At 65.1% G+C, this 21,796-nt stretch carries 23 protein-coding genes and 1 pseudogene; 10 read left to right on the forward strand and 14 right to left on the reverse strand.

Annotation, left to right across the window (positions count from 1 at the left end; translation table 11 throughout):
• Nucleotides 1-31: 31 nt before the first annotated feature.
• The 4 genes from H6935_01575 to H6935_01590 all read right to left on the reverse strand — a co-directional run bounded on the left by H6935_01575 (nt 32) and on the right by H6935_01590 (nt 3,533).
• Nucleotides 32-913, reverse strand: coding sequence for an HDOD domain-containing protein (locus H6935_01575; protein ID MCP5277034.1), 882 nt, complete (start codon nt 911-913; stop codon nt 32-34).
• 301 nt (nt 914-1,214) lie between these two features.
• Complete coding sequence (gene dapD, locus H6935_01580; protein ID MCP5277035.1) at nt 1,215-2,039, reverse strand: 2,3,4,5-tetrahydropyridine-2,6-dicarboxylate N-succinyltransferase; 825 nt, start codon at nt 2,037-2,039, stop codon at nt 1,215-1,217.
• Between the two features lie 28 nt (nt 2,040-2,067).
• Nucleotides 2,068-2,343 (reverse strand): hypothetical protein, encoded by a 276-nt coding sequence (locus tag H6935_01585; GenBank protein MCP5277036.1) that lies wholly within the window; start codon nt 2,341-2,343, stop codon nt 2,068-2,070.
• Nucleotides 2,340-3,533: a succinyldiaminopimelate transaminase gene (locus H6935_01590; protein MCP5277037.1), complete on the reverse strand. Its 1,194-nt coding sequence runs from the start codon at nt 3,531-3,533 to the stop codon at nt 2,340-2,342. Before H6935_01590 ends, H6935_01585 begins: the two co-directional genes overlap by 4 nt.
• A 45-nt stretch (nt 3,534-3,578) precedes the next feature.
• Between H6935_01590 and H6935_01595 the strand changes: the two genes are divergently transcribed.
• Both H6935_01595 and H6935_01600 read left to right on the forward strand, forming a co-directional pair.
• Nucleotides 3,579-4,472 (forward strand): DMT family transporter, encoded by an 894-nt coding sequence (locus tag H6935_01595; GenBank protein ID MCP5277038.1) that lies wholly within the window; start codon nt 3,579-3,581, stop codon nt 4,470-4,472.
• Nucleotides 4,465-4,839, forward strand: coding sequence for a VOC family protein (locus H6935_01600; GenBank protein ID MCP5277039.1), 375 nt, complete (start codon nt 4,465-4,467; stop codon nt 4,837-4,839). Before H6935_01595 ends, H6935_01600 begins: the two co-directional genes overlap by 8 nt.
• A gap of 142 nt (nt 4,840-4,981) precedes the next feature.
• On the opposite strand, the gene H6935_01605 is transcribed toward H6935_01600, so the two are convergent.
• The 4 genes from H6935_01605 to H6935_01620 all read right to left on the reverse strand — a co-directional run bounded on the left by H6935_01605 (nt 4,982) and on the right by H6935_01620 (nt 7,498).
• Nucleotides 4,982-5,500, reverse strand: a complete 519-nt coding sequence (locus H6935_01605; GenBank protein MCP5277040.1) for a PilZ domain-containing protein — start codon at nt 5,498-5,500, stop codon at nt 4,982-4,984.
• Nucleotides 5,493-6,776: an FGGY-family carbohydrate kinase gene (locus H6935_01610; protein MCP5277041.1), complete on the reverse strand. Its 1,284-nt coding sequence runs from the start codon at nt 6,774-6,776 to the stop codon at nt 5,493-5,495. The genes H6935_01605 and H6935_01610 overlap by 8 nt, the downstream gene beginning before the upstream one ends.
• 177 nt (nt 6,777-6,953) lie before the next feature.
• Nucleotides 6,954-7,289 carry a type II toxin-antitoxin system PemK/MazF family toxin gene (locus H6935_01615; protein ID MCP5277042.1) on the reverse strand — a complete coding sequence of 112 codons (336 nt, stop codon included), beginning with the start codon at nt 7,287-7,289 and terminating at the stop codon, nt 6,954-6,956.
• Nucleotides 7,286-7,498: an antitoxin MazE family protein gene (locus tag H6935_01620; GenBank protein MCP5277043.1), complete on the reverse strand. Its 213-nt coding sequence runs from the start codon at nt 7,496-7,498 to the stop codon at nt 7,286-7,288. Before H6935_01620 ends, H6935_01615 begins: the two co-directional genes overlap by 4 nt.
• 237 nt (nt 7,499-7,735) lie before the next feature.
• Between H6935_01620 and H6935_01625 the strand changes: the two genes are divergently transcribed.
• The 7 genes and pseudogenes from H6935_01625 to H6935_01655 all read left to right on the forward strand — a co-directional run bounded on the left by H6935_01625 (nt 7,736) and on the right by H6935_01655 (nt 12,747).
• Nucleotides 7,736-8,167, forward strand: a complete 432-nt coding sequence (locus H6935_01625) for a hypothetical protein (protein ID MCP5277044.1) — start codon at nt 7,736-7,738, stop codon at nt 8,165-8,167.
• A gap of 354 nt (nt 8,168-8,521) precedes the next feature.
• Complete coding sequence (locus H6935_01630) at nt 8,522-8,764, forward strand: type II toxin-antitoxin system Phd/YefM family antitoxin (GenBank protein ID MCP5277045.1); 243 nt, start codon at nt 8,522-8,524, stop codon at nt 8,762-8,764.
• Nucleotides 8,761-9,024, forward strand: a complete 264-nt coding sequence (locus H6935_01635) for a Txe/YoeB family addiction module toxin (protein ID MCP5277046.1) — start codon at nt 8,761-8,763, stop codon at nt 9,022-9,024. The genes H6935_01630 and H6935_01635 overlap by 4 nt, the downstream gene beginning before the upstream one ends.
• Before the next feature lie 221 nt (nt 9,025-9,245).
• On the forward strand, nt 9,246-10,154 hold the full coding sequence (locus H6935_01640) for a TauD/TfdA family dioxygenase (protein ID MCP5277047.1): 909 nt from the start codon (nt 9,246-9,248) through the stop codon (nt 10,152-10,154).
• 203 nt (nt 10,155-10,357) lie between these two features.
• On the forward strand, nt 10,358-10,585 hold the full coding sequence (locus tag H6935_01645; protein ID MCP5277048.1) for a hypothetical protein: 228 nt from the start codon (nt 10,358-10,360) through the stop codon (nt 10,583-10,585).
• Nucleotides 10,561-11,605 (forward strand): annotated as a pseudogene (locus tag H6935_01650) (IS30 family transposase). Before H6935_01645 ends, H6935_01650 begins: the two are co-directional and overlap by 25 nt.
• A 173-nt stretch (nt 11,606-11,778) precedes the next feature.
• Nucleotides 11,779-12,747 (forward strand): patatin-like phospholipase family protein, encoded by a 969-nt coding sequence (locus H6935_01655; protein ID MCP5277049.1) that lies wholly within the window; start codon nt 11,779-11,781, stop codon nt 12,745-12,747.
• A 90-nt stretch (nt 12,748-12,837) separates the two neighbouring features.
• Here the strand turns inward: H6935_01655 and queF are convergent, their stop codons facing one another.
• Nucleotides 12,838-13,254 (reverse strand): NADPH-dependent 7-cyano-7-deazaguanine reductase QueF, encoded by a 417-nt coding sequence (queF, locus tag H6935_01660; protein ID MCP5277050.1) that lies wholly within the window; start codon nt 13,252-13,254, stop codon nt 12,838-12,840.
• A gap of 59 nt (nt 13,255-13,313) precedes the next feature.
• Between queF and smc the strand changes: the two genes are divergently transcribed.
• On the forward strand, nt 13,314-16,886 hold the full coding sequence (smc, locus tag H6935_01665) for a chromosome segregation protein SMC (protein ID MCP5277051.1): 3,573 nt from the start codon (nt 13,314-13,316) through the stop codon (nt 16,884-16,886).
• 54 nt (nt 16,887-16,940) lie between these two features.
• Here smc and H6935_01670 read toward each other — a convergent pair whose 3' ends face one another.
• From H6935_01670 to rnhB, 5 genes are all read right to left on the reverse strand, one after another.
• Nucleotides 16,941-18,554 (reverse strand): HDOD domain-containing protein, encoded by a 1,614-nt coding sequence (locus H6935_01670; GenBank protein MCP5277052.1) that lies wholly within the window; start codon nt 18,552-18,554, stop codon nt 16,941-16,943.
• Nucleotides 18,554-19,309, reverse strand: a complete 756-nt coding sequence (locus H6935_01675; protein ID MCP5277053.1) for a hypothetical protein — start codon at nt 19,307-19,309, stop codon at nt 18,554-18,556. The genes H6935_01670 and H6935_01675 overlap by 1 nt, the downstream gene beginning before the upstream one ends.
• Entirely contained in the window at nt 19,296-20,204 is a 909-nt protein-coding gene (gene motB / locus H6935_01680; GenBank protein ID MCP5277054.1) for a flagellar motor protein MotB, read from the reverse strand. Before motB ends, H6935_01675 begins: the two co-directional genes overlap by 14 nt.
• A gap of 93 nt (nt 20,205-20,297) precedes the next feature.
• On the reverse strand, nt 20,298-21,158 hold the full coding sequence (motA, locus tag H6935_01685) for a flagellar motor stator protein MotA (protein ID MCP5277055.1): 861 nt from the start codon (nt 21,156-21,158) through the stop codon (nt 20,298-20,300).
• Between the two features lie 12 nt (nt 21,159-21,170).
• Entirely contained in the window at nt 21,171-21,794 is a 624-nt protein-coding gene (gene rnhB, locus H6935_01690) for a ribonuclease HII (GenBank protein ID MCP5277056.1), read from the reverse strand.
• Nucleotides 21,795-21,796: the final 2 nt, after the last annotated feature.

Here is a 21,796-nt window from a genome sequence, read left to right on the forward strand (position 1 = left end):
CGCTGCTGACGCAGAATTCTGCAAGCCGGCACTAGATTTCGCCGAGGCCGAAGAAGTCTCGCGCGGTGTCCTGCAATTCCAGGAGTTCCTCGCCGTCGAGGCCGAGGTGGGCAAGACAGGCATCGCCGAAGGCATCCCATTCGCAGTCGTTCAGGTTGTCCGTGATCATGCTTTCCAGCTTTTCGGCGACATGACCCAGGGCGATCAGATTCATCGCCTCCGCCGGCAGGCGTGCATCCAGGAAGGCCGGCAGGTCATGGTGATAGGTGATGGCGTCCCGGATGGTCCCCGGCAGGCCCCAGTTGCTGGCAAGCAGACCTCCCACCACGGCATGGTTGGTATTGTGGCGCGCATCCTCCAGTTCGGTCACGTGGGGCCAGTACGCATTCCCCAGTTCCTGCATGGTTTGCCGATACGCGGGAATGTTCTGCATGAGCACGGGCATGGCCGCGTCATGGAAGAGCACATAGAGGTGCGCCTCCTGGGTCTGCATCAGGGCCATGCGGCGGGCCAGGAGATGAGCGAGCTGGGCGCTGCGGCTGGCGCTTTCCCAGAATCGCTCGATACCCTCGATCTTCACGCTGGTGCGCAAGGCCAGGCCCATGACCAGGGTGCCGATGTTTTTCAGGCCGAGCATGGCCACCGCCTGGTCGATGGAAGCGATCTTGTGGCGCAGGCCGTAGAAGGGGGAATTCACCGTTTTCAGAACGGCGGCTGCCAGGCCGACATCATTGCCGATCAACTGGACGAGGCGGGGGATGTTCGGTTCATCCTTGGTCCGTTCTTCGAACAGGGCCCGGACGATTTCCGGCTGCGGCGGAATACTGATGGAGCCGACCAGATTCTGGAGGTCAGTCTGCCGTATAACCGGGGCGGTACGGGGCGAGGGGGCGTTGTTCGTGGCAGCAAACATGGCGATTTAATATGCCAAATATGTCTAAATCAATAAAATTGATTTTAAGGGTGCTGACTGGCGATTCCGCGTATCGGTGAAGACTGGGTGAAGCTAACCGATCGGATTGTGTCAATCGCGCAACAAGTGGAGCACAAAGCTGGATATCGGATTCGCCGGTGTGACGATCAAATGGAATTGGGCAAAATCCAGCGCCCTATCCAGCTCCCTCGTATCAACAACTATGTGGAACGGTTTCTCCACAACTCTGGCAAGCCTTCGCAGAAGGAGGCTGTTTCGCAGCTCTGTCCAGGATCGATGGTCAGATACCCCGCAACAGTTCGTTGATCCCGACCTTGGACAGCGTCTTTTCATCCACCTTCTTGACGATGACGGCACAGTAAAGGCTGTACTTGCCGTCCTTGGAGGGCAGGTTGCCGCTCACCACCACGGAGCCGGCGGGCACGCGGCCGTAGTGGACCTCGCCCGTCTCCCGGTCGTAGATGCGGGTGGACTGGCCGATGTACACGCCCATGGAAATGACGCAGTTGTCCTCCACCACCACGCCTTCCACCACTTCGGAGCGGGCGCCGACGAAGCAGTTGTCGCCGATGATGGTGGGGCCGGCCTGGACGGGCTCCAGCACGCCGCCGATGCCCACGCCTCCGGACAGGTGCACGTTCTTGCCGATCTGGGCGCAGGAACCCACGGTGGCCCAGGTATCCACCATCGTGCCTTCATCCACATAGGCGCCGATGTTCACGTAACTTGGCATGAGCACCACGTTCCTGGCGATGTAGGAACCCTTGCGCACGGCGGCGGGGGGCACCACCCGGAAGCCGCCCTCGCGGAAGTCCTTGGAGTTGAAGTCGGCGAACTTGCTGGGCACCTTGTCGTAGTAGTTGGTGTAGCCGCCCTTGATGAAGTTGTTGTCTTCCAGGCGGAAGGACAAGAGCACGGCCTTCTTGATCCACTGATGGGTGATCCAGTTCTGACCCTCGGTACGTTCCGCCACCCGCAGCTGGCCGCAATCCAGCAGGTCGATAACCGCCATGACGGCATCTTTCACTTGGGGTTCCACGTTGCGGGGGGTGATGTCGGCACGGCGCTCGAAGGCTTCTTCGATGGTGGCTTGCAGGTCTTGCATGACTTGTTCCTTTAAAAAATTAACGTAGTTATCTGATTGGACAGTAATTGCTGGTGGATTTTCCGGCGAGGACGCCTTTGATGTCCGGGTGGGAGCGCAGCTTGTCCAGCAGCCGGCTGTAGTCGGCGTCGCTGACAGCCGCGCCGAACAGGAAGTCCACGAAACCGTCCGACCGCACTTTGTAAGAGGCGTTTTCCATGCCCTCGTCGAACAGCAGGTTGCCAATGGCGGCCTCGGCTTCCGCTTGTCCTGCCCAGGAGGGGAGGGATAGGCAGAACAGCAAGGAAAACAATGCCTTTTTCATGGCCTGCCTCCGCAGAAGTTCACAATTCTTTGGGCCGCCTCCACGCAGGGCTCCAGGCCGTCCACCAGGGCGATGCGCACGAAGCCCTGGCCCGGGTTCACGCCCTTGGCCTCCCGGGCGAGGAAGGAACCTGGCAATACCGTGACATGCTGCTGTTCGTACAAGCCCCGCGTGAACTGGGCATCGTCCCTTCCGGGCACTTTTGCCCACAGGTAGAAGGCGGCGTCCGGGGCCTCGAATTCCAGCGCGCCCCTGAGGATGGGCATGACGGCCGCGAATTTCTCCCGGTACTGGCGGCGGTTCTCCGCCACGTGGCCTTCGTCCTTCCAGGCGGCCACGGAGGCGGCCTGGACAGCGGGGTTCATGGCGCTGCCGTGGTAGGTGCGGTAGAGCAGGAACTGCCTGATGACCTGGGCATCGCCGGCCACGAAGCCGGAACGCAGGCCCGGCACGTTGGAGCGCTTGGACAGGCTGTTGAACACCACCAGCCGGTCGAAGCCCCGGCCCTGTTCCCTGGCTGCCGTCAGGGCACCAAGAGGCGGGTGGCCCTCGTCGAAATAGATTTCCGAATAGCATTCGTCGGCGGCGATGATGAAGCCATGCCGGTCCGCCAGGTCGAACACCTGCCGCCATTCCTCCAGGCCCATGACCTTGCCCGTGGGGTTGCCGGGGGAACATACATAGACCAGTTGCACCGTCTCCCACATGTCCTCGGGAATCGTGCCGAAGTCCATGCGGAAGCTGTTCTCCGGCAGGGTGTTGAGGAAGTAGGGCTTGGCGCCGCCCAGCAGGGCCGCACCCTCGTAGATCTGGTAGAAGGGGTTGGGGGAGAGCACACGCTTCACGTGCTTGGTCTGGTCTATGACCGCCTGGGCGAAGGCGAACAGGGCTTCCCGGCTGCCGTTCACGGGCAGAATCTGGGTGGCCGGGTCCAGTTCGACTCCGTAGCGCGCCTGGCACCAGTCGGCGATGGCCTCCCTCAGGGCGTCGCTGCCCTGGGTGACGGGGTAGTGGGCCAGGCCCTGGAGGTTGTCGGTGAGGGCCTGCCTGATGAAGGCCGGCGTTGCGTGCTTGGGCTCGCCGATGGAAAGATTGATGGCCGATAGCCCCGGGTTGGGCGTCACGCCGGCGAACAGGTCCCGGAGCTTCTGGAACGGATAGGGTTGGAGTTGAGCTAGACGAGGATTCATGCGCGGCGTTCCGGCGCCAAAAAGATCAAGAAAGACGCGAATTATATGCCCTCCGTATCCCCCCTTGCCCCCCTCAGCCTGCTGGTGGCCGCCAGCACCTGGGGCCTGGTCTGGTATCCCTACCGCCTGCTCCAGGCAGACGGCCTGTCCGGCAGCGTCTCCTCCCTGCTGACCTATGCCCTGGGCATCCTGCCCCTGCTGTTCCTGGCGCGGCGGGGGCGCTGGCTTGCCCCGGCGGGCCAATGGGGCTGGCTCCTGGCCGTGGCGCTCACCGCCGGCTGGACCAACCTGTCCTACGTGCTGGCGGTGATCCATGGCGAAGTCATGCGCGTCATGCTGCTGTTCTACCTGGCTCCCCTGTGGACGGTGGTCTTCGCCCGGCTGATCCTCCACGAACGGGCCGGGCCTTGGGGCTGGGCTGTCATCGGCCTGGCCCTGGGCGGGGCCTATGTGATGCTGGGCCAGTCAGGGGAAGGACTCTCCTGGCAACTGCCCCTGCCGGCCAACAGCGCGGAATGGCTGGGCCTGGCCTCGGGCATCGGCTTTGCCCTCACCAACGTGGTTTCACGGGGTGCCCGGGCCATTCCCATCGAAACCCGTTCCCTCTGGACCTTCATCGGCGTGACGGCCATGGCGGGGATGTTCGTGCTGGTGGAAGGTTTGCCCATGGGGGTGGTGGCGGGCATGGGGCCTGCCAACTGGATGTTGATGGCCGGCATCACCCTGATCCTGGTGCTGGCCACTTTTACCGTCCAGTATGGCCTGGCCCACACCCCCGCCAACCGGGCCGTGGTCATCATGCTGTTCGAACTGGTGGTGGCCGCCATTTCCAGCCAATGGCTGGCGGGGGAGATGATGGGCACCCGGGAGTGGATCGGCGGTGCCATGATCGTGGCCGCCACCCTGTTCTCCATGAAGCTGGAACATAAACATGAGTGAACTCGCTTACCTGCTGCATGCCTCGCTGCTGGTGTCCGACCTGGACCGTTCCCGGGCTTTCTACGAGGGCGTGCTGGGCCTGAAACCCAACGCCAGCCGGCCCGAGATGAGTTTTGCCGGGATCTGGTACGACATCGGCAGTGCCCAGATCCACCTCATCTGCCAGCCCAATCCCGACCCGGTGACGGGCCGGCCCGAGCATGGCGGCCGGGACCGCCATACCGCCCTGGGGGTGAAGGGCTGGGAAGCCATGCGGCAAAAGCTGGACGCCGCCGGCCTGGCCTACACCCTCAGCAAGTCCGGCCGCCAGGCCCTGTTCGTGCGGGACCCGGACGGCAACGCCCTGGAACTGGTTTCCCTGGATTAGCCGATAGGGCCAGTTGTGGCGGGAGCCCTAGCCCAGCCCCTTCCCCCTTTGAAAAAGGGGGATTGAGGGGGATTAGACGGCAGGCGCATTCAGCGTGCGCCGGAGAAATCCCCCATGCCCCACTTTGCAAAGGGGGGATACGTCAGGCCGTCCCTACCTGCCGCGCCCGGATGGCCTGTCTGTGCCTGCGGAAGATGAATTGGTGCATCCCATCCGCCAGGGGTTCGGCCAGGCCCAGGAATGAAGCCCGGGCAAAGCCGCCCTCCGGCGCCATGGCCATGGCCGGCAGCCGCAGGTACAGGGGCAGGCTGGGAGAGGGCCGCAGTTCCAGCAGCAGGGGCGTGCCCTCCGCCGGCGGCCGGGTTTCCCGCCAGCGGAGTTCCTCCGGGGAGAACTTCACGTCCACCTCGGCGGCCGCCGGCCCCGGCTCCAGGGTGCGGGCCAGCAGGTAGAGGGCCAGGTCCAGCTTGGCCTCCACCCGCTCCAGGCGGCGGTGTTCCGTGCCGCCGGCCTCCAGCTCGTGCACGGCCTCCATCTGGTTGATGGCGGTGAGCAGCAGCAGGGCCTCCCGCTCCAGGGTGGCGACGGGCGTGGCGCCGGTATCCAGGATGCTCCACTTCAGGGGCAGACGGCATTCGCACCACAGGCCTTTTTCAATCATTCGTCTTCCCCGGAAAGAGAGAGGTGCCCCAGCAGGCCAGCCGGGCCGTGCCGTAGCAGGCCTCGTGTTCCGCCGCCAGGGTGACGGGCACCCCCAGCAGGCGGGAGCGGATGCGAGTATAGGCCGGGTTGCGCCCGCCGCCCCCGGCGCTGACTACTCGCGCCAGGGGCGTGGCCCCCAGTTCCGCCAGCTTGGCGTAGCCCCGGGCCTCGATGCGGGCCAGGCCTTCCAGGATGCCATGCAGGAACTCGGCCCGGTGTTCCGGCCGGGGTTCCAGGCGCGGGGCCAGGTCCGGGTCGTTGACGGGAAACCGCTCGCCGGGCCCGGGCAGGGGGGTGTAGTCCAGGCCCGTGTCGTGGTTGGGGTCGATGCGGGCGGAAAGCTCGTCCAGTTCATCGTCGGTGAAGTGCTGGCGCAGCACCCCGCCCCCTGCGTTGGAGGCCCCGCCCGTGAGCCACAGTTTGCCGAACCAGTGGCTGTAGATGCCGAAGCGGGCATCGTCCACCCGGGTTTCCGACAGCAGCTTCAGCACCAGGGTGGTGCCCAGGGAAGTCACCGCCTCGCCGGGTTGCTCCACGCCCGCCGCCAGGAAGGCGGCGATGCTGTCCGTGGTGCCCGCCCGCACCAGGCAGTCCGGGTTCACCCCCAGTTCCCGGGCCCGGGGCCGGGCCAGCAGGCCCAGGGCTTCGCCGGGGGGCACGGGAACGGGCAGGTAGTCCACGTCCGCCAGGTATTCCACCCAGTCGGGCCACTGGCCGGTGTCCAGGTCGACGCCCATCTTCAGGGCGTTGTGGAAGTCGCTCACGGGCCGGTCGGAGAGTTGAGCCGACAGCCAATCCGCCTGGTTCAGGTACAGCCGGGCCCGCTCCAGGCCCAGGCGCTTCTTCAGCCACAGCACCTTGGCCAGGCCCGAGGTGGCCATGGCCGCCGGGTGCTCCGCCCCCGCCGCCCGGGCGATGGCGGAGGCCTCCTCCGTGGCCCGGGCGTCGTTGTACATCAGGGGTGGGAAGGTGGGGTTCAGGGCCTCGTCGCAGGCCATCACCGTGGCGGAGGTGCCGTCCACCGCCAGGGCCCCCAGGCGCTTGCGCAGGCCGATGGGTACCTGGGCGATGAGTTCCAGCAGCGCATCCCTCCAGGTGGCCGCCGCGTCGTGGTCCGGCACGGAGCCGTAATCCACCCGGGCCATGTCCTCGATCTCGCCGTTGGGTGCGATGACGCAGGCCCGGGCGCCAGAGGTGCCGAAGTCGAGGCCAAGGAAGCAGGGTGTATTGCTCATATCCCCCTCCTGATAGGGCCAGCAGGGTTTTTCCCCCCTTTGGCAAAGGGTGGCAGGGGGGATTCGAGAAGTTTCACCGGAGCCACCGCCGCGGAATTCCCCCTCGATCCCCCTTTGGAAAAGGGGGAAGGACGTGGCGCGGCCGGCGTGGCCATGCAGATGGATCGGCTACCCATCTCAGGCAAACCCCAGGAACACGGCCAGGGCCCGGTTCACCGCCACCATGGCTTCCGCGTCCAGCCGGCCGAAGGCCGTGCCGATCTTGTCCCGGGGCACGCTTTGGGCCTTGTCCACCATCACCTGGGAGACGACCCGCAGGCCGTTTTCCGGCGTGGGTTCGATCTGGATGCGGAACAGAGGCGTGGCGCGCAATTCGCCGGTTACCGGCAGTATGGTGACCGAGGGATGCTCGGCGAAAAGATCGGACTGGATCACCAGGGCCGGACGGGGTTTGCCATGGGGTTTGCCATCCTCCCCCAGCAAGGCCACGGTGACCAGGTCACCACGCCTCATTTCCAGCCCCAGGTATCCGCCACGGATTCAAGCCATTCCAGGGTCCCGGTTTCCAGAGTATCGCCCTGCAGCAGCAGGGACTGGCGCTTGCATTCCTCCGCGAACCCCGCGCGCCGGGTATCGGGCACCCAGATCTGGATGGGGCGCAGGCCGGCCTCTCGCAGCGCCTGGCGGTGTTTCTGCACCCGTTCGGAGGTGTTGGTGCTCATGAGTGGTCCCGGCTTTGTTACATGAAACAGTTTAGTTTCTTGTGTTTCATGTAACAAGCGGATGCAGTGTGGACGGGTATCGGAGGAGCGTGTATAAGACGTCCAAGGCCACCTGATATGCCTGGAAATAAACAAATAATACAAAGGGTTGGCCTATTACTTCCGTGATAGGCACCCGAGATTGGGAGACAAATACACCTGTTCGGGGGGCTGACAATAACGTAGGGCGTAAACCTAGTGAACCTGCTGATCGCCGTGTTCTTCTCAGTCGGTCTGGTGGCCTGCGCCGCACTCGAAACCAAGGGGTGGGGGCAGTGGGCCGAAGAGAATCTCGCGCTGCACGACACCACGTCGACCGCTTTGTTCGACTGGCGAGACTGGCCAGGAATGATCGTCCGCATCGACAAGAATCCAGCTGTCTCTGAAGGTTACAAGTCAGCCCGCCTGCGCCCTGGCGTGCACGTCATCGAGTACAGCAATCATGTTCGCGACTTCGGTCACGTGAAGGGCGTGATCAACATGGTCTTGTTGGCCGGACACAGTTACCAATTTCACTTTGACACCTGCTACTGGTGCAAGCCGCGCCGGCTTGCAGTCTGGGTCGACGACGTCACCACCGGTGAGCTTGCGTGGGGTACGCGCCCCAACTGGCCCCGTTGGTACCTGTGAGCAAACGCCGCATCGCAAAACATTTTCGCTGAGTGCGCGGTGCCACACCCACGCCCTACAAGCTGCGCCCGCCCGGCTGGCCACACCCTGTACCGCAACGGCGGAACCCCGGAACGTCCCGTAATGGGGGCCAGCCCCGGGCCGATTGAACTGAGCGTGCAAGGGGGGTGGAAAACCCGGTGCGGCAAACCGTCTACAGGCAATCGCCGCCGCTGCTTGAATAAATGCCACCCTCGGGGCAAAGGGCTCGGTGGAATGAGGTTTTCCTACTGCTTCCTTTGACCTCTCAAAGGGCGGATAGACGAAACGTACGTAATTACGTACTATTTTGTCTCCTCTATTCGGAGAACGAAGATGGCCACCCTCACTGCAAGCGAAGCACGCGCAAACCTGTATCGGCTCATCGACCAGGTCGCTGAGTCACATCAGCCAATTCATATCGCCGGAAAGCGATCAAGTGCCGTCCTTCTCGCAACCGAAGATTGGGAAGCCATTCAAGAAACGCTATACCTTCTTTCCATCCCCGGCATGCGCGAATCTATCAAGGAGGGCATGGCCGAGCCTCTTGGCAAGAGCGCCAAGGAGCTTAACTGGTGAGTTGGCGGGTCGTTTTTTCGAAACACGCGCAGAAAGACGCGATGAAGCTGGCTGCGGCAGGCCTGAAGACCAAGGCACTGGAACTTCTGGCCGTTCTCGCTGCCGACCCGTTTCAAAACCCACCGCCCTACGAGAAGCTCGTAGGCGACTTGGCCGGCGCGTATTCGCGACGCATCAATATTCAGCATCGTCTGGTGTACGAAGTCTTTCCAAAGGAACGGGCAGTTCGTGTGTTGCGCATGTGGACGCACTATGTGTGAGAGAGGCCCAACTCCAACGCTGTCGCTGTAACCCCCCGATTAACCCGATTCCCCAGCCCAGGGCTTGGCCCCGGCGCCTGCTTCTTCCCCGGCAGGCAATGGGGGAGGGGTGGCCGCCGCCATGTCCGCCGGAGCGGGTTGATAAGGGTCAATGCCCCAACGGGCGGCTTGGCCCAGGCTGGCGGCCTCATCGCCATCCATCTGCATCCACGGAGAGTCCCATGAGCCAACCCCAGCGCCAGGCCCAAGCCGTTTCCAACCCCTTCCATCCCGACAGCGGGGACCTGTACCTGCGCTGGCGGGACGCCAAGCTCCAGGACTATCCCCGGGACCTGGGGGACCTGGTGGTGGAGATCGACGATCCCCGCCGGCTTACGGACAGCGAACACGCCGCCCTGCTGGCGCGCTGCCGCAAGGCCAACATGGCCCTTTACGCGGGCAGGACCGGGGACGACCCGGACCCGGAGATTCCCCTTTCCCTGGGGCGGCGCTTCGGCCTGCAGGACCTGAACAAGAACTGGCTGGCGGACGAGACGGGCCTCACCTCCCTCACCGTGCGCACCGACGGCATCCGCCAGCAGTACATCCCCTACACCAACCGGGCCATCAACTGGCACACCGACGGCTACTACAACACCGCCGACAAGCAGATCCACGCCCTGAACCTGCACGTGGTGCAGCAGGCCGCCAGCGGCGGCGAGAACGGACTCATGGACCACGAGATGGCCTACCTGCTGCTGCGGGAGAAGAACCCGGACTACATCCGCGCCCTCATGGGCCCCGGGGTGATGACCATTCCCGCCCGCATCGACGAGGGGGGCAGGGAGGCCCGCCGGGAGGAACCGGGGCCCGTGTTCGGCATCACCCCCGCCGGCAATCTGCACATGCGCTACACCATCCGCGTCAACAACGTCCTCTGGTCCGACGACCCCCTCACCCGGGAGGCCCTGGACGCCCTGCGGGACCTGCTGGAGGGCGAGGCACCCTACAAGTACCGGGGCCGGCTGGAATCCGGCATGGGGCTGGTGAGCAACAACGTCCTCCACGACCGCGCCGCCTTCAGCGACGACGCCACCCACAAGCGCCACTACTACCGCGCCCGCTACTTCGACCGCCTGGCGGGTACCTGACCGGGCCGGGGCCGATGGGCCCCGGGCGGGGGCACTGGCCGGCCCAAGGGATAGGGAAGACGGTGTGGCTGCGGGAAGATTCCACCATCGATACCGTGAGGGCCTCCACCGCCCTACCGACCCTGTAACGCCGTTGGTGGTGGAAGGCCGGATGCTGGTCCCTGTGCCCCTGGCCCTGGCCCGGGCCAGGGGGGGGCGACGTGATGACCGCCGTGGACCTCAACACCGATCTGCTGGGTCGCTATTTCAAGGAGCCGCCGGAGCCCGAGCCGTTATCCGGGGAAGCGAGCGAGTGGATGCGCAATCCGCAGGGGAACCTGAGCACTATCAGGCCCAAACGGGTGGAAAGCCCCGCATGCCCTGGCGGGCTCAATAATCAAGCGCAACACCCTGTTAAGGTGCTGCGATGGGAAGCCATTACGAACAACTGAGTGCTGAAGAACGGGCGACGATGATGCTGATGCGCGGAGTGGGATGCAGCTTTGCGGGCCATGGCCCGCAAGCTGCATCGCGCGCCGTCGACGATCAGCCGGGAACTGACGCGCAATACGGGGGAATCGGGCGGCTACGATGCCCGGGCGGCGGGGATTCGGGCGCGAGGGCGGCGTTACAAGCCTCGCCGTGACCGCAAGCTGGCGCCGCATACGGTGCTGTTTGGCGTGGTCGAGCATTACCTCCGGGAAGGCTGGTCGCCCGAGCAGATCGCGGGCACACTCAAGCGGGTCTGGCCCCAGGACCGGGAGCACACCGTTTCCCACGAATCCATCTACAACGCCTTGTACGTGATGCCACGAGGGGAGCTGCGCGCCGAGCTGATCGCTTGCCTGCGCCAGGGCCGGAGCGGGCGCCGCTCCCGCGCGCGCGGCGAGGATCGCCGGGGGCAGATCCCTGATATGACCAGCCTGCGCGCCCGTCCCGACGAAATCGAGGATCGCTTGGTGCCCGGACACTGGGAAGGGGACCTCATCAAGGGAGCGGCCAACCGTTCTGCTGTGGGTACCTTGGTCGAGCGTACCAGCCGTATGGTCATGCTCGCACGCATGGAGGACAGCACCGCCCTGGCGGCCCTGGAGGGCTTCTCCGAGGCGCTCAACCGGGTGCATGAGCCGATGCGCAAGACCTTGACCTATGACCAAGGCAAGGAAATGAGCCGGCACAAGGAGCTGACCGAACGTACCGGTGTTAGGGTCTACTTCGCTGATCCTCACAGCCCTTGGCAGCGTGGGTCGAATGAAAACACCAATGGCCTGCTGCGCCAGTACCTGCCCAAGGGCACCGACTTGTCCGGATTCTCCCAGGATGACCTGGATGCCATCGCCTTCAAGCTCAATTCCAGGCCTCGCAAAATTCATGGCTTCCGTTCTCCCTTGGAGGTCTACGCCGAATTGCTCGTCAAGGCTCAATCCCTTGATTCCAATTCAATTTCTTCAACTGTTGCACTTGGAACTTGAAACCGCCATGCACGGCAGAGTGGAGTTGGAACGTAAGCCCGGAACCCTGGTACGGGGCAAATGGCCCAGTATTGGGGAGAGCCCCTGAGGGGTCCCCGCAATTTTCTTCTGAAGGCACGGACCTGCCCACGGGGTAGGATGGAGGCCAGCGCCTATACCCAGGGAAGCCTCCCATGCCCGCCAGCCGCCACCATTCCCCTGCCTCCGGGCGACCTTCCGGGAAGTCCCGCTCCAGGCCCCGCATCGGCCTGGCCCTGGGCAGTGGCTCGGCTCGGGGCTGGGCCCATGTGGGGGTCATACGCGCCCTGGAGGCGGCGGGCATCCGCCCTGACCTGGTGTGCGGCACCTCCATCGGCGCCCTGGTGGGGGCCGCCTGCGCGGCGGGGGAGCTGGACCGCTTCGAACACTGGCTGCTTGACCTGGGCATGGCGGACGTGCTGGCCTTCATGGACGTGCGCCTGAACGGCGGCCTGATCAAGGGCGATCGGCTCATGGAGTTCTTCCGCCGCAACTTCCTGGACCGCCCCATGGAGAAGCTGGACCTGCCCCTGGGGGTGGTGGCCACGGCCCTGCACACCGGCGAGGAGGTGTGGCTGCGGGAAGGCTCCACCATCGACGCCGTGCGGGCCTCCATCGCCCTGCCGGCCCTGTTCACGCCGGTTGTGGTGGAAGGCCGGATGCTGGTGGACGGCGGCCTGGTGAACCCGGTGCCCGTGTCCCTGGCCCGGGCCATGGGGGCCGACGTGGTGATCGCCGTGGACCTGAATACCGACCTGTTGGGCCGCCACCTGAGGGAGCCCCCGGAAAGGGGGGAGACCGACGAGGCGTCGGCCGGGGAGGTGAGCGAATGGATGCGCAAGCTCCAGGAAAACCTGAGCGCCCTCATGCCCGGGCGGGAAGAGAGGGAGGAGCGGGGACCCCGCCTGCCGTCCATGCTGGACGTGGTGGCCTCCAGCATCAACATCATGCAGGTGCGCATCAGCCGCAGCCGCATGGCCGGGGAGCCGCCGGACGCCATCGTGGCCCCCAAGCTGGCCCGCCTGGGCCTGCTGGACTTCCACAAGGCCCGGGAGGCCATGGAAGAGGGGAGGCGGGCCGTGGCCGCGGCGCTGCCCGGCATCAGGGAAGTGCTGGGGGATTGACGTGTTGCCTGGTGTGGGTCAGGCGAGACCGGACCGCGTTCCAATCAAAGTTTTTCGGCAGTCCCGCTGCTTCATTCAAACATCAGCTCATCAACGCGTATTCGAGTTTGGCGTGAACTGACTCAATTCCACCCGGGGTGCGGGCTCCCAACCCGGCTTGCGGTGTTCCGCCACCACGTTGGTAAAGATGCCGCCCCGCACGTAGAACTTGCTGGTGAGGCGCATGAAGCGGGGATCGGTGGCCCCCACCAGGTCGTCCAGGATGCGGTTGGTGACGTCCTCGTGGAAGTGGCCTTCCTCCCGGAAGGACCAGATGTAGAGCTTCAGGCTCTTCAGCTCCACGCAGCGCCGGTCCGGGATGTAGTCCAGGAACAGGGTGGCGAAGTCCGGCTGGCCGGTCTTGGGGCACAGGCAGGTGAACTCGGGAATCTCGATGTGGATGTGGTAGTCCCGGGCCGGCTGGGGGTTGTCGAAGGTTTCCAGGGCCTTGGTGGGTTGGCTGGGCATGAGGACGGCTTCCGAAGTTAAAATCGCGGGCGAATTATAAATCCCGGACATCCACCCCCTTGCGCCTCAAGCACATCCATATCGCCGGCTTCAAGTCCTTCGTGGACCCGGTGACCATCCCCGCCACCGCCCAGCTCACCGGCGTGGTGGGGCCCAACGGCTGCGGCAAGTCCAACGTCATCGACGCGGTGCGCTGGGTGCTGGGGGAATCCAAGGCCCGGGAACTGCGGGGTGCCAGCCTCCAGGACGTGATCTTCAACGGCTCCACGGGCCGCAAGCCCGCCAGCCGTGCCTCGGTGGAGTTGTTATTTGATAACAGCGAGGGCAAGGCGGCAGGGCAGTGGTCCCAGTACGCGGAAATTTCAGTGAAACGGGTGCTGACCCGCAGTGGCGATTCCAGTTATCACATCAACAACGTGCAGGTGCGCAAGAAGGACATGATGGACCTGTTCCTGGGCACCGGCCTGGGGGGCGACGCCTACGCCATCATCGAGCAGGGCATGATCTCCCGCATCATCGAGGCCAAGCCCGAGGAGTTGCGGGGCTTCCTGGAAGAGGCGGCGGGGGTGTCCAAGTACAAGGAACGCCGCAAGGAGACCGAGTCCCGCCTGCGGGACACCCGGGAGAACCTGGATCGGGTTTCCGACATCCGCGAGGAACTGGGCCGTCAGCTGGAAAAGCTGGCCGTGCAGGCCGAGGTGGCCCGGCGCTTCTTTGCCCTGGACAGTGACCGAAACCTCAAGACCCATTTCCTCTCCCTGGTGCGTCGCCGGGATGCCCAGGCCCGCCAGGCGGAGCTGGAACGCCAGATGGAGGCGGCCCGCAACGACATCGAGGCCAAGATCGCCGATCTGCGCCGCATCGAGTCCGACCTGGAAACCCATCGGCTGGCCCAGTTCGAGGCCACCGAGGCACTGAACCTGGCCCAGGCGAAGTTCTACGAGGCCAGCGCCGAGGTGGCCCGGGTGGAACAGGAACTGAAGCACCTGGGGGCCACCCGGGAGCGGCTGAACCAGGAGTTGCAGCTCAACGTCGCCCGCCAGGATGCGGCGAGGGCCGAACTGGAAGCCACCCGCACGGAGATCGGCCTGCGTCAGGAGGAGCATGCCCGGGGCGAGGAACAGGCGGAGATTCTCCATGAACGGGCGGTCATGACCGGCGAGGAAATGCCCGAGGTGGACGCTGCCTGGCGCGAGGCCCAGGCCGCCGTGGCCGCGGTGCAACAGGAGATGGGCCAGTTCGAGCAGGCCATCCAGTTGGAGGAGGCCAATCGCACCCATGCCGAGCGGGCCATCGACATGCTCAAGGCCCGGGAACTACGCCTCATGCAGGAGAAGGATGCCCTGGCCTCCCAGGACATGAGCCATGTGGAGCGCCAGCAGATGGAGCTGGAGGCCCTGGAGGAACGGGCGGAAAGCCTGAACGAATATCTCGAGAATGCCCGGGCCGAACTGCCGGACATGGAGGCAGCCCTGCGCCAGTCACGCCATGTGCTGGATGGGGCCCGGGGTGAACAGCATCGCCTGGAGGCCCAGTTGGCCGCCCTGCGCAAACTGCAGGACAGCGCCCATCAGGCCGAGGGGGAGGGTGCCTCCTGGCTTGTCCGGGAGGGCCTGGATCAGGTTTACCGGCTGTGGCAGGCGATCCGTGTGGAGGCAGGCTGGGAAACGGCGGTGGAAGCGGCCCTGGGGGAGGCCATGGCCGCCCTGGCCGCCGAGGCCCGGCCGGAGTGGCTGGAACAGCCGCCGGAGGCCCGGTTTGAACTGCTGCTTCCTTCTCCCTCCGGGATAAGGGCTGGGGATGAGGGAGCTGCCCATGGGATGGTACACGCCGCTCCCTCACCCCTGACCCCACCTCCGGGTGGTGAGGGGGATCTAAACCCCCTGGTGGAGCTGATCCACACCGACAACCCCCTGATCGCCCGCTTCCTGGCGGACCGCCTGGCCCTGGCCTTTGCCACGGACAGCCTGGAACATGCCCTGGCCCTGCGGGGCCGCCTGCCCGCCGGCGGCTTCATCGCCACCCGGGAAGGCCATCGGGTTGGGCGGGACAGCCTCATCTTCAACGCCCCCGAGAAAGGCCACCAGGGCCTCATCGCCCGGGTGCGGGAAATCCAGGACCTGGAAGCGCAGGTGGAACTGGGCCAGGCTCGGCTGGAGGAAGTGCAGGAAGACCTGGCCCGGACTGAGGAGGCCCTCCAGTCCGGCCGGCGTCAGGTGGATGCCCTCCAGGCCCAGATCAGCCAGACCCAGGCCCAGGCCGGACAGTTGCGCGCCCAAGTGGCCCGGGGCCAGGAAGCAGCCCGCCGCGTTAATGATCGTCGCGCCCAGGTGGAGCAGGACCTGAACGAGATCTACGAGCACATGGCCCAGGAGGAAGAGGCCTGGAACGACGCAGGCGACCGGCAGATGGTGGCCCAGGAAGCCTATGACGCCGCTAGGGAACGCCTGGATGAGGCCCGCCAGGCCCGCCAGGCCCTGGACCAGAAGGTCCAGACCGTGCGGGAGGCCCAGCGCCGGGCCGAACGGGAGGCCCAGGAGGCCGCCTTCCAGGTGCGGGCCCTGGCCAGCCGCCTGAAGGAATTGGCCGAGCGGGTGGCCCGGGGGGATCGCACCCTGGGGGAACTGGCCCAGGAGCAGGCCCGCCTGGAAGCCGAACTGGCGCAAGCCCAGCCCTCGCCGGTGGAGGACAGCCTGCGCTTCGCCCTGGCCCAGCGCCAGGAGGCGGAGTCCACCCTCACCGTCGCCCGGGACGCCCTGGAAGGGGCCAACCTGAATTTGCGGGACCTGGATACCGAGCGCCTCAAGGCGGAGCGCGCGTTGGAGCCCCTGAAGGAGCGGGCCCAGGCCATGGAACTGAAGCTCCAGGAAGCCCAACTCAACGAGGCCCGCTACAGCGAGGAGCTTGAAGGGGTGGACGAGGCCGCGCTGAAGGAAGAGGCGGAGCATGCCGGCATCGCCAACCGGGGCGATGCCTGGCTGAAGACCGAACTTGACCGCCTGGAAGCGGACATCACCGCCCTGGGGCCGGTGAACATGGCGGCCCTGGAAGAACTCAAGGCCGCCGAGGAACGCAAGCAGTACCTGGATGCCCAGGCGGAAGACCTGGAGACCGCCGCCAATACCCTGGAGGAGGCCATCCGCCGCATCGACGCGGAAACCCGTGCCCGCCTGAAGGACACCTTCGACAGGGTGAGCCGGGAGTTCCAGAGCCTGTTCATGGAACTGTTCGGCGGCGGCCACGCGGAACTGATCCTCACCGGCGATGAAATCCTGGACGCGGGGCTCACCGTATTGGCCCAGCCGCCGGGCAAGAAGAACAGTTCCATCCAGTTGCTGTCCGGCGGGGAAAAGGCCCTTACCGCCCTATCCCTGGTGTTCGCCTTCTTCCGCCTCAACCCCGCGCCGTTCTGCCTGCTGGACGAGGTGGACGCACCCCTGGACGACAGCAACACCGAGCGCTACTGCGCCATGGTGAAAAAGATGTCCGCGGAAACCCAGTTCATGTTCATCACCCACAACCGCATCACCATGGAACTGGCGGAGCACCTGGTGGGCGTGACCATGCCGGAGCCTGGCGTCTCCCGGCCGGTGGCGGTGGATGTGGATGACGCGGTGCGTCTGGCGGCTTGATTTGGGTGATGGGTGATGGGTGATGGGGTGACCCCATTACTCATTCCCCATCCCTCATCCCTTGATTTTTCCCAACCCCCTGGCCGCCTGGAGGCAGAGCATCTTGAAGTCGGTGTAGGTCAGGGGGTCCAGGCCGCAATGGCCGTGGCCCCGGTCTGCGTAGATCATGCCGATGGCCTTGCCGTCCACGTGCAGGCTCATGGCATAGAAGTCCCCGGCGCCGATGACTTGCTGCAGACCGGGGTTCACCATGGGCCAGAGCTTGTCCCGGTTGCCCTCGTTCACCCACACGCCCTGCATCTTGCCCATGAGCTGGCAGAAGAGATCCTTGCCCGCCATGGCGAATTCGAAGTGGCGCAGGGGGTCGTCCGCCTTGATGCCCAGGGTGAAGCGGGATTTCACCTTCTTGCCGTCGGGGGTGACCATGGCAAACAGGATGCGGGAGAGGCCCAGGCCGGTATGCAGGCCCTTGAGGATGATGGCGGACATCTGATTGAGGGTGAGGGATCCGTCCAGGTGTCCTTCGATGCCCTGCAGGGCTTCCCGCAGAACCTGCTTGTCCGGCATGGGGCAAGCGGCGTGTTCTTCCACCTGGGTAGTGGCAGGCTTTGCGGGTACCGTGGAAGGTGTGGCAACGGGCGCCTGGCTTGCAGGCGCTGGCGTGGGGGGCGGCGCTGGCGTGGCGGCCGGGGCGGTTGCGGGAGCAAGAACAGGCGCTGACGCAGGCGCAGGTGCTGGAGCAGGAGCAGGCGATTTTGCCGCAGCGGCCACGGGCTCCGGGTCATCCTCTTCCGCCGGCCACTCTCCGGGAATCATGGGCCCCCAGGCGGCGGCGGGAGGTCGGGGCAGCCAGTTGCAATGGCGTGCGGCCCGGGCAGCGTTGGCGTGGGCGTTGGCGATGATCATGTCCACGGGGGTGTTCTCGACGCCGGACAGGGCCTCGTAGTCGGCCAGCAGCCCTTCGTCCCACCAGCCCCGCTCACTGCGCTCGGCAATGTCCAGGCAGGCGCCCAGGATGATCTGGCGGGCACGGCCCTCGTTCTTGTCGTCCAGCATGTCCAGGGTGGTGGGGGGGATGCTCCAGTCCTCCATCACGGCCAGGCGCAGGGCCTTCATCGGTACGCCCAGGGATTGCTGGCAAGCCTCGTCGGTGCTCATGCGGCGGCGCAGGCGGGCCAGGGAACGGCCTGCATCCGGCGCCCTGAGCCACAGAAGGTACTCGGGCAGGTAGGACAGGAGGGCGGCCACTTCCACCTCCTCGGCCCGGATGTCGGCGTGCAGGACGGCGAAGTCCCGGGCCTGCCAGGCAGCGTGCTGGGCCCGTCGGGCGAGAGCCTGGAGGGCAGCCAGCCCCCTGGGGTCCTTGCCTGCGGGGGTGTCCTCCAGAACCGGCAGGCGACGGGCTGCATCAAGGTAGACCCCCAGGCCCTGCATCATGAGGGCGTGCTCCACGGTGAGCACCTCGGTGCCGTATTTCTCCATCACCCGCTTGTTCAGGCCGTGGAGGATTTGCAGGCTCGCCAGGGGGTCGGCCAGCAAGACGTTGGCCACGTCCCTGGCACTGATGGCTTCACGGCGAGGGGAAAGCTCCATCAGCTTCTGGTGGGTGCGTCGGAAGATGGGAACGTCGCCGGGCTTGAGCTTGTCCCGCCACAGGTCCAGGGTCATTACAGCCTCCAGATCAAGAGCCGGGCTTGGGAGCGATCATGGAGTTCCACCGTATCGGCGGGTGGTACACCGGGTATGGAAAAACTGTTGCTGATAAGCAGGCTGCCGGGCTTCATCTCGGCACGGACCTTGTCCCAGAGGCGGGGCATGGGCGCGGGGGAGAGGTAGGCATAGGCCGCGTTGCACCGGGACAGGTCCGCGTCCCAAAGACTCCCCAGTCGGATGGTTGCCCGCTTGCCCAGTCGCAGGCGGGCGATGAGCCAGTTCAGGGGCGCTGCCTCCACGCCGGACAGGCGAATGTCGGGTCGCAGGCGGGCCAGGCGGGCCAGTGGGCCGCCAAGGCCACAGCCCAGGTCCATGAACCGGGCGTTGGGCGGGAGCCGTTGGGCCAGTTCCAGTGCTGCCTGGTGGCTGGATAGGTAGAGCGGAACCCTGGTCCTGACGGCGCCCAGTGACGTCAGGGCAAGCAAGGCGAAGGCAGCCAGGTACCAGCCCGGGTCGATGGAGGCGCCCTGGGCCAGCCACAGGCAGGGCACGAAAAGCAGGTTGATAAGGCGCCACCACATGGGCAAATTCCACAGCCAGGCCACCAGGGCCGCACAGACGCCAATGCTCGCCGCGGCAGAGGACAGGGAAAAACCCGCTGCCACGAGGGTTCCGCCCACCGCCAGGGCAGGCAGGTGGGCCGCCAGCGCGGCCAGGGCCGGCGGCAGGCGGTGCATCAGGCCCGTGGGCATGGCATCAGTGTTTGACATCAAGCTTTTCCGCCACGTCCTGGGCCGTCGTCGCCTCCACCTGGGTGGATTCCTTGGTGATGGCGTCCTCGGCCTTCTTGTTCATGACGATGATGGAAATGCGGCGGTTCACGGGATCGTTGGGGTCTTCCTTCTTGAAGGGGATGGCCGAGCCCAGGCCCACCACCCGTAATACCTTGCCGTCCTCCAGACCGCCGGCCACCAGTTCCCGCCGCGAAGCGTTGGCCCTGTCGGCGGAGAGTTCCCAGTTGCTGTAGCCCGCTTCGCCGCCAAAGTAGGGTATGGCATCGGTGTGGCCCGACAGGCTGATCTTGTTGGGCACCTCGTTCAGGGTCTTGCCGATCTCCCGCAGGATGTCCCGGGTATAGGGTTTCATCACCGCGCCGCCGGAGTCGAACATGGGGCGGTTCTTGTCGTCCACGATCTGGATGCGCAGGCCTTCCTGGGTGATTTCTATCTTGAGCTGGTTCTTGAACTGGCGGAGCTTCTGGTTGTTCTCGATGGCCTTGTCCAGCTTGGCCTTCAGGTCCTGCAGGCGGGCGGCGTCAAGCTTTTCCTGCTCCGCCTTGGATTTGCTGGTGTCCGCCTCGGTCTCGCCCCGCTTTATCTGTCCGGCCTTGCGGGTCAGGTCCTCGCCGCCGCCCTTGATGATGCTGGTGGCGTCTCCGGAGCCTTCGCCGCCCATCATGGCCACCTTGAGGGGGGTCTTGAAGTACTCGGAGATGCCTTCCATCTGGGCCTTGGTGGTGGAACCCAGGAGCCACATGAGCAGGAAGAACGCCATCATGGCGGTGACGAAGTCGGCGTAGGCAATCTTCCACGCGCCTCCATGGGCGCCGCCGCCGGCCTTCTTGATGCGCTTGATGACTATGGGGCGTTGGGAATCGTCAGCCATGAATCCAGTTGTCAGTTGTCAGTTGTCGGTTGTCGGTTCAGTTGGCCAGTCGCGTTTCCTGCTCGAAACTGATAACTGTCAACTTTGAACCGATCACTTGCCTTTGCGGTTCTTGATGTCTTCCTCCATTTCCTTGAAGGAGGGGCGCTCGCCGGAGAACAGCACCTTGCGGCCGAATTCAACGCAGGTCTGGGGGGCATAGCCGTTCATGGAGGCCAGCAGGATGACCTTGACCACCTGGAAGGGCTTGGAAGCCTCGCCTGCCTTGGTTTCCATCAAGGTGGACAGGGGGGCGAAGAAACCATAGGAGATCAGAATACCGAGGAAGGTGCCCACCAGGGCGTGGCCGATGAGCACGCCCAGTTCGGAGGGCGGCAGGTGCAGGGACTCCATGGTGTGCACCACGCCCATCACGGCCGCGACGATACCGAAGGCCGGCGTGGCGTCGGCGAGTTTCTGGATCGCGTGGGAGGGGTGCATCTCCTCGTGGTGGTGTGCCTCGAGTTCCGCGTCCATGAGGTTTTCGATTTCCATGGCGTTCAGGTTGCCCCCTACCATCATGCGCAGGTAGTCGGTGATGAAGTCCACCAGGTGGTGGTCGGAGGAGATGGTGGGGTACTTGGAAAAAATGGCGCTTTTCTCCGGTTCCTCCACGTCGGTTTCCAGGGCCATGAGGCCTTCCTTGCGGGCCTTGGCCAACAATTCGAACAGCAGGCCCATGAGTTCCATGTAGTAGGCCTTGGTGAACTTGGAGCCTTTGAAGCAGGCGGCCACACCTCCCATGGTGTGCTTGATGGCGGGCATGGAGTTGGCGGCGACGAAGGCGCCGATGGCGCCACCAGCGATCATTACCACCTCCAGGGGTTGCCAAAGACCGCCCAGGTGTCCCCCGGCCATCGCATAGCCGCCGAAGATGCTGCCCATGACGATCACCCAGCCGATAATCACGAACATGTTCTGGTTCTCCTATCGAATCAGTTTTTTCTGTAGATGTAGCTTTACCGGACCGAAATTCCTGCGGTGCTCGGGGCATGGCCCGTGAAGCTCAAGGGCGGCCAGGTGGTCAGGCACCGGGTAACCCGCATGCCTTTCAAATCCGTATTGAGGGTATATATCGGCAAGCGCGCGCATTTCTTTATCCCTTTCCGTCTTGGCCAGGATGGATGCCGCGGAGATGCAGGGCTCCAGCGCATCACCCTTGACGATGGCGCGGCAGGCCATGGGCAGGTCGGGACAACGGTTGCCGTCGATGAGCGCCCCTTCGGGCAATGGGCGCAGGCCCAGCACGGCGCGTCGCATGGCCAGCATGGTGGCGTGGAGGATGTTCAGTTCCTCGATCTCCGCCACCGTGGCCGAGGCGAAATGCCAGGCCAGGGCATGGGCCTTGATCTCATCGGCCAGCAGGAATCGCCTTGCCTCCGGAACTTTCTTGGAGTCCTTGAGACCCGCAATGGGGCGCCGGGGGTCCAGGATCACGGCGGCGGCATAGACAGGCCCGGCCAGGGGGCCGCGCCCCGCCTCGTCCACGCCGCAAACCAGGCGGGAATGGGTTCCTGGCCTTTGCTCCTTGTCCCATCCCCCATGCCCCATCC

Source organism: Thiobacillus sp. (assembly GCA_024235835.1).
In the GTDB taxonomy this organism is placed as follows: Bacteria; Pseudomonadota; Gammaproteobacteria; order Burkholderiales; family Thiobacillaceae; genus PFJX01.

Excerpts from the sequence above, each read along its gene's own strand:
- H6935_01575 (MCP5277034.1), bottom strand. The coding sequence starts at position 913 with ATGTTTGCTGCCACGAACAACGCCCCCTCGCCCCGTACCGCCCCGGTT.
- dapD (MCP5277035.1), bottom strand. The coding sequence starts at position 2,039 with ATGCAAGACCTGCAAGCCACCATCGAAGAAGCCTTCGAGCGCCGTGCC.
- H6935_01585 (MCP5277036.1), bottom strand. The coding sequence starts at position 2,343 with ATGAAAAAGGCATTGTTTTCCTTGCTGTTCTGCCTATCCCTCCCCTCC.
- H6935_01590 (MCP5277037.1), bottom strand. The coding sequence starts at position 3,533 with ATGAATCCTCGTCTAGCTCAACTCCAACCCTATCCGTTCCAGAAGCTC.
- H6935_01595 (MCP5277038.1), top strand. The coding sequence starts at position 3,579 with ATGCCCTCCGTATCCCCCCTTGCCCCCCTCAGCCTGCTGGTGGCCGCC.
- H6935_01600 (MCP5277039.1), top strand. The coding sequence starts at position 4,465 with ATGAGTGAACTCGCTTACCTGCTGCATGCCTCGCTGCTGGTGTCCGAC.
- H6935_01605 (MCP5277040.1), bottom strand. The coding sequence starts at position 5,500 with ATGATTGAAAAAGGCCTGTGGTGCGAATGCCGTCTGCCCCTGAAGTGG.
- H6935_01610 (MCP5277041.1), bottom strand. The coding sequence starts at position 6,776 with ATGAGCAATACACCCTGCTTCCTTGGCCTCGACTTCGGCACCTCTGGC.
- H6935_01615 (MCP5277042.1), bottom strand. The coding sequence starts at position 7,289 with ATGAGGCGTGGTGACCTGGTCACCGTGGCCTTGCTGGGGGAGGATGGC.
- H6935_01620 (MCP5277043.1), bottom strand. The coding sequence starts at position 7,498 with ATGAGCACCAACACCTCCGAACGGGTGCAGAAACACCGCCAGGCGCTG.
- H6935_01630 (MCP5277045.1), top strand. The coding sequence starts at position 8,522 with ATGGCCACCCTCACTGCAAGCGAAGCACGCGCAAACCTGTATCGGCTC.
- H6935_01640 (MCP5277047.1), top strand. The coding sequence starts at position 9,246 with ATGAGCCAACCCCAGCGCCAGGCCCAAGCCGTTTCCAACCCCTTCCAT.
- H6935_01645 (MCP5277048.1), top strand. The coding sequence starts at position 10,358 with ATGACCGCCGTGGACCTCAACACCGATCTGCTGGGTCGCTATTTCAAG.
- H6935_01655 (MCP5277049.1), top strand. The coding sequence starts at position 11,779 with ATGCCCGCCAGCCGCCACCATTCCCCTGCCTCCGGGCGACCTTCCGGG.
- queF (MCP5277050.1), bottom strand. The coding sequence starts at position 13,254 with ATGCCCAGCCAACCCACCAAGGCCCTGGAAACCTTCGACAACCCCCAG.
- H6935_01670 (MCP5277052.1), bottom strand. The coding sequence starts at position 18,554 with ATGACCCTGGACCTGTGGCGGGACAAGCTCAAGCCCGGCGACGTTCCC.
- H6935_01675 (MCP5277053.1), bottom strand. The coding sequence starts at position 19,309 with ATGTCAAACACTGATGCCATGCCCACGGGCCTGATGCACCGCCTGCCG.
- motB (MCP5277054.1), bottom strand. The coding sequence starts at position 20,204 with ATGGCTGACGATTCCCAACGCCCCATAGTCATCAAGCGCATCAAGAAG.
- motA (MCP5277055.1), bottom strand. The coding sequence starts at position 21,158 with ATGTTCGTGATTATCGGCTGGGTGATCGTCATGGGCAGCATCTTCGGC.
- rnhB (MCP5277056.1), bottom strand. The coding sequence starts at position 21,794 with ATGGGGCATGGGGGATGGGACAAGGAGCAAAGGCCAGGAACCCATTCC.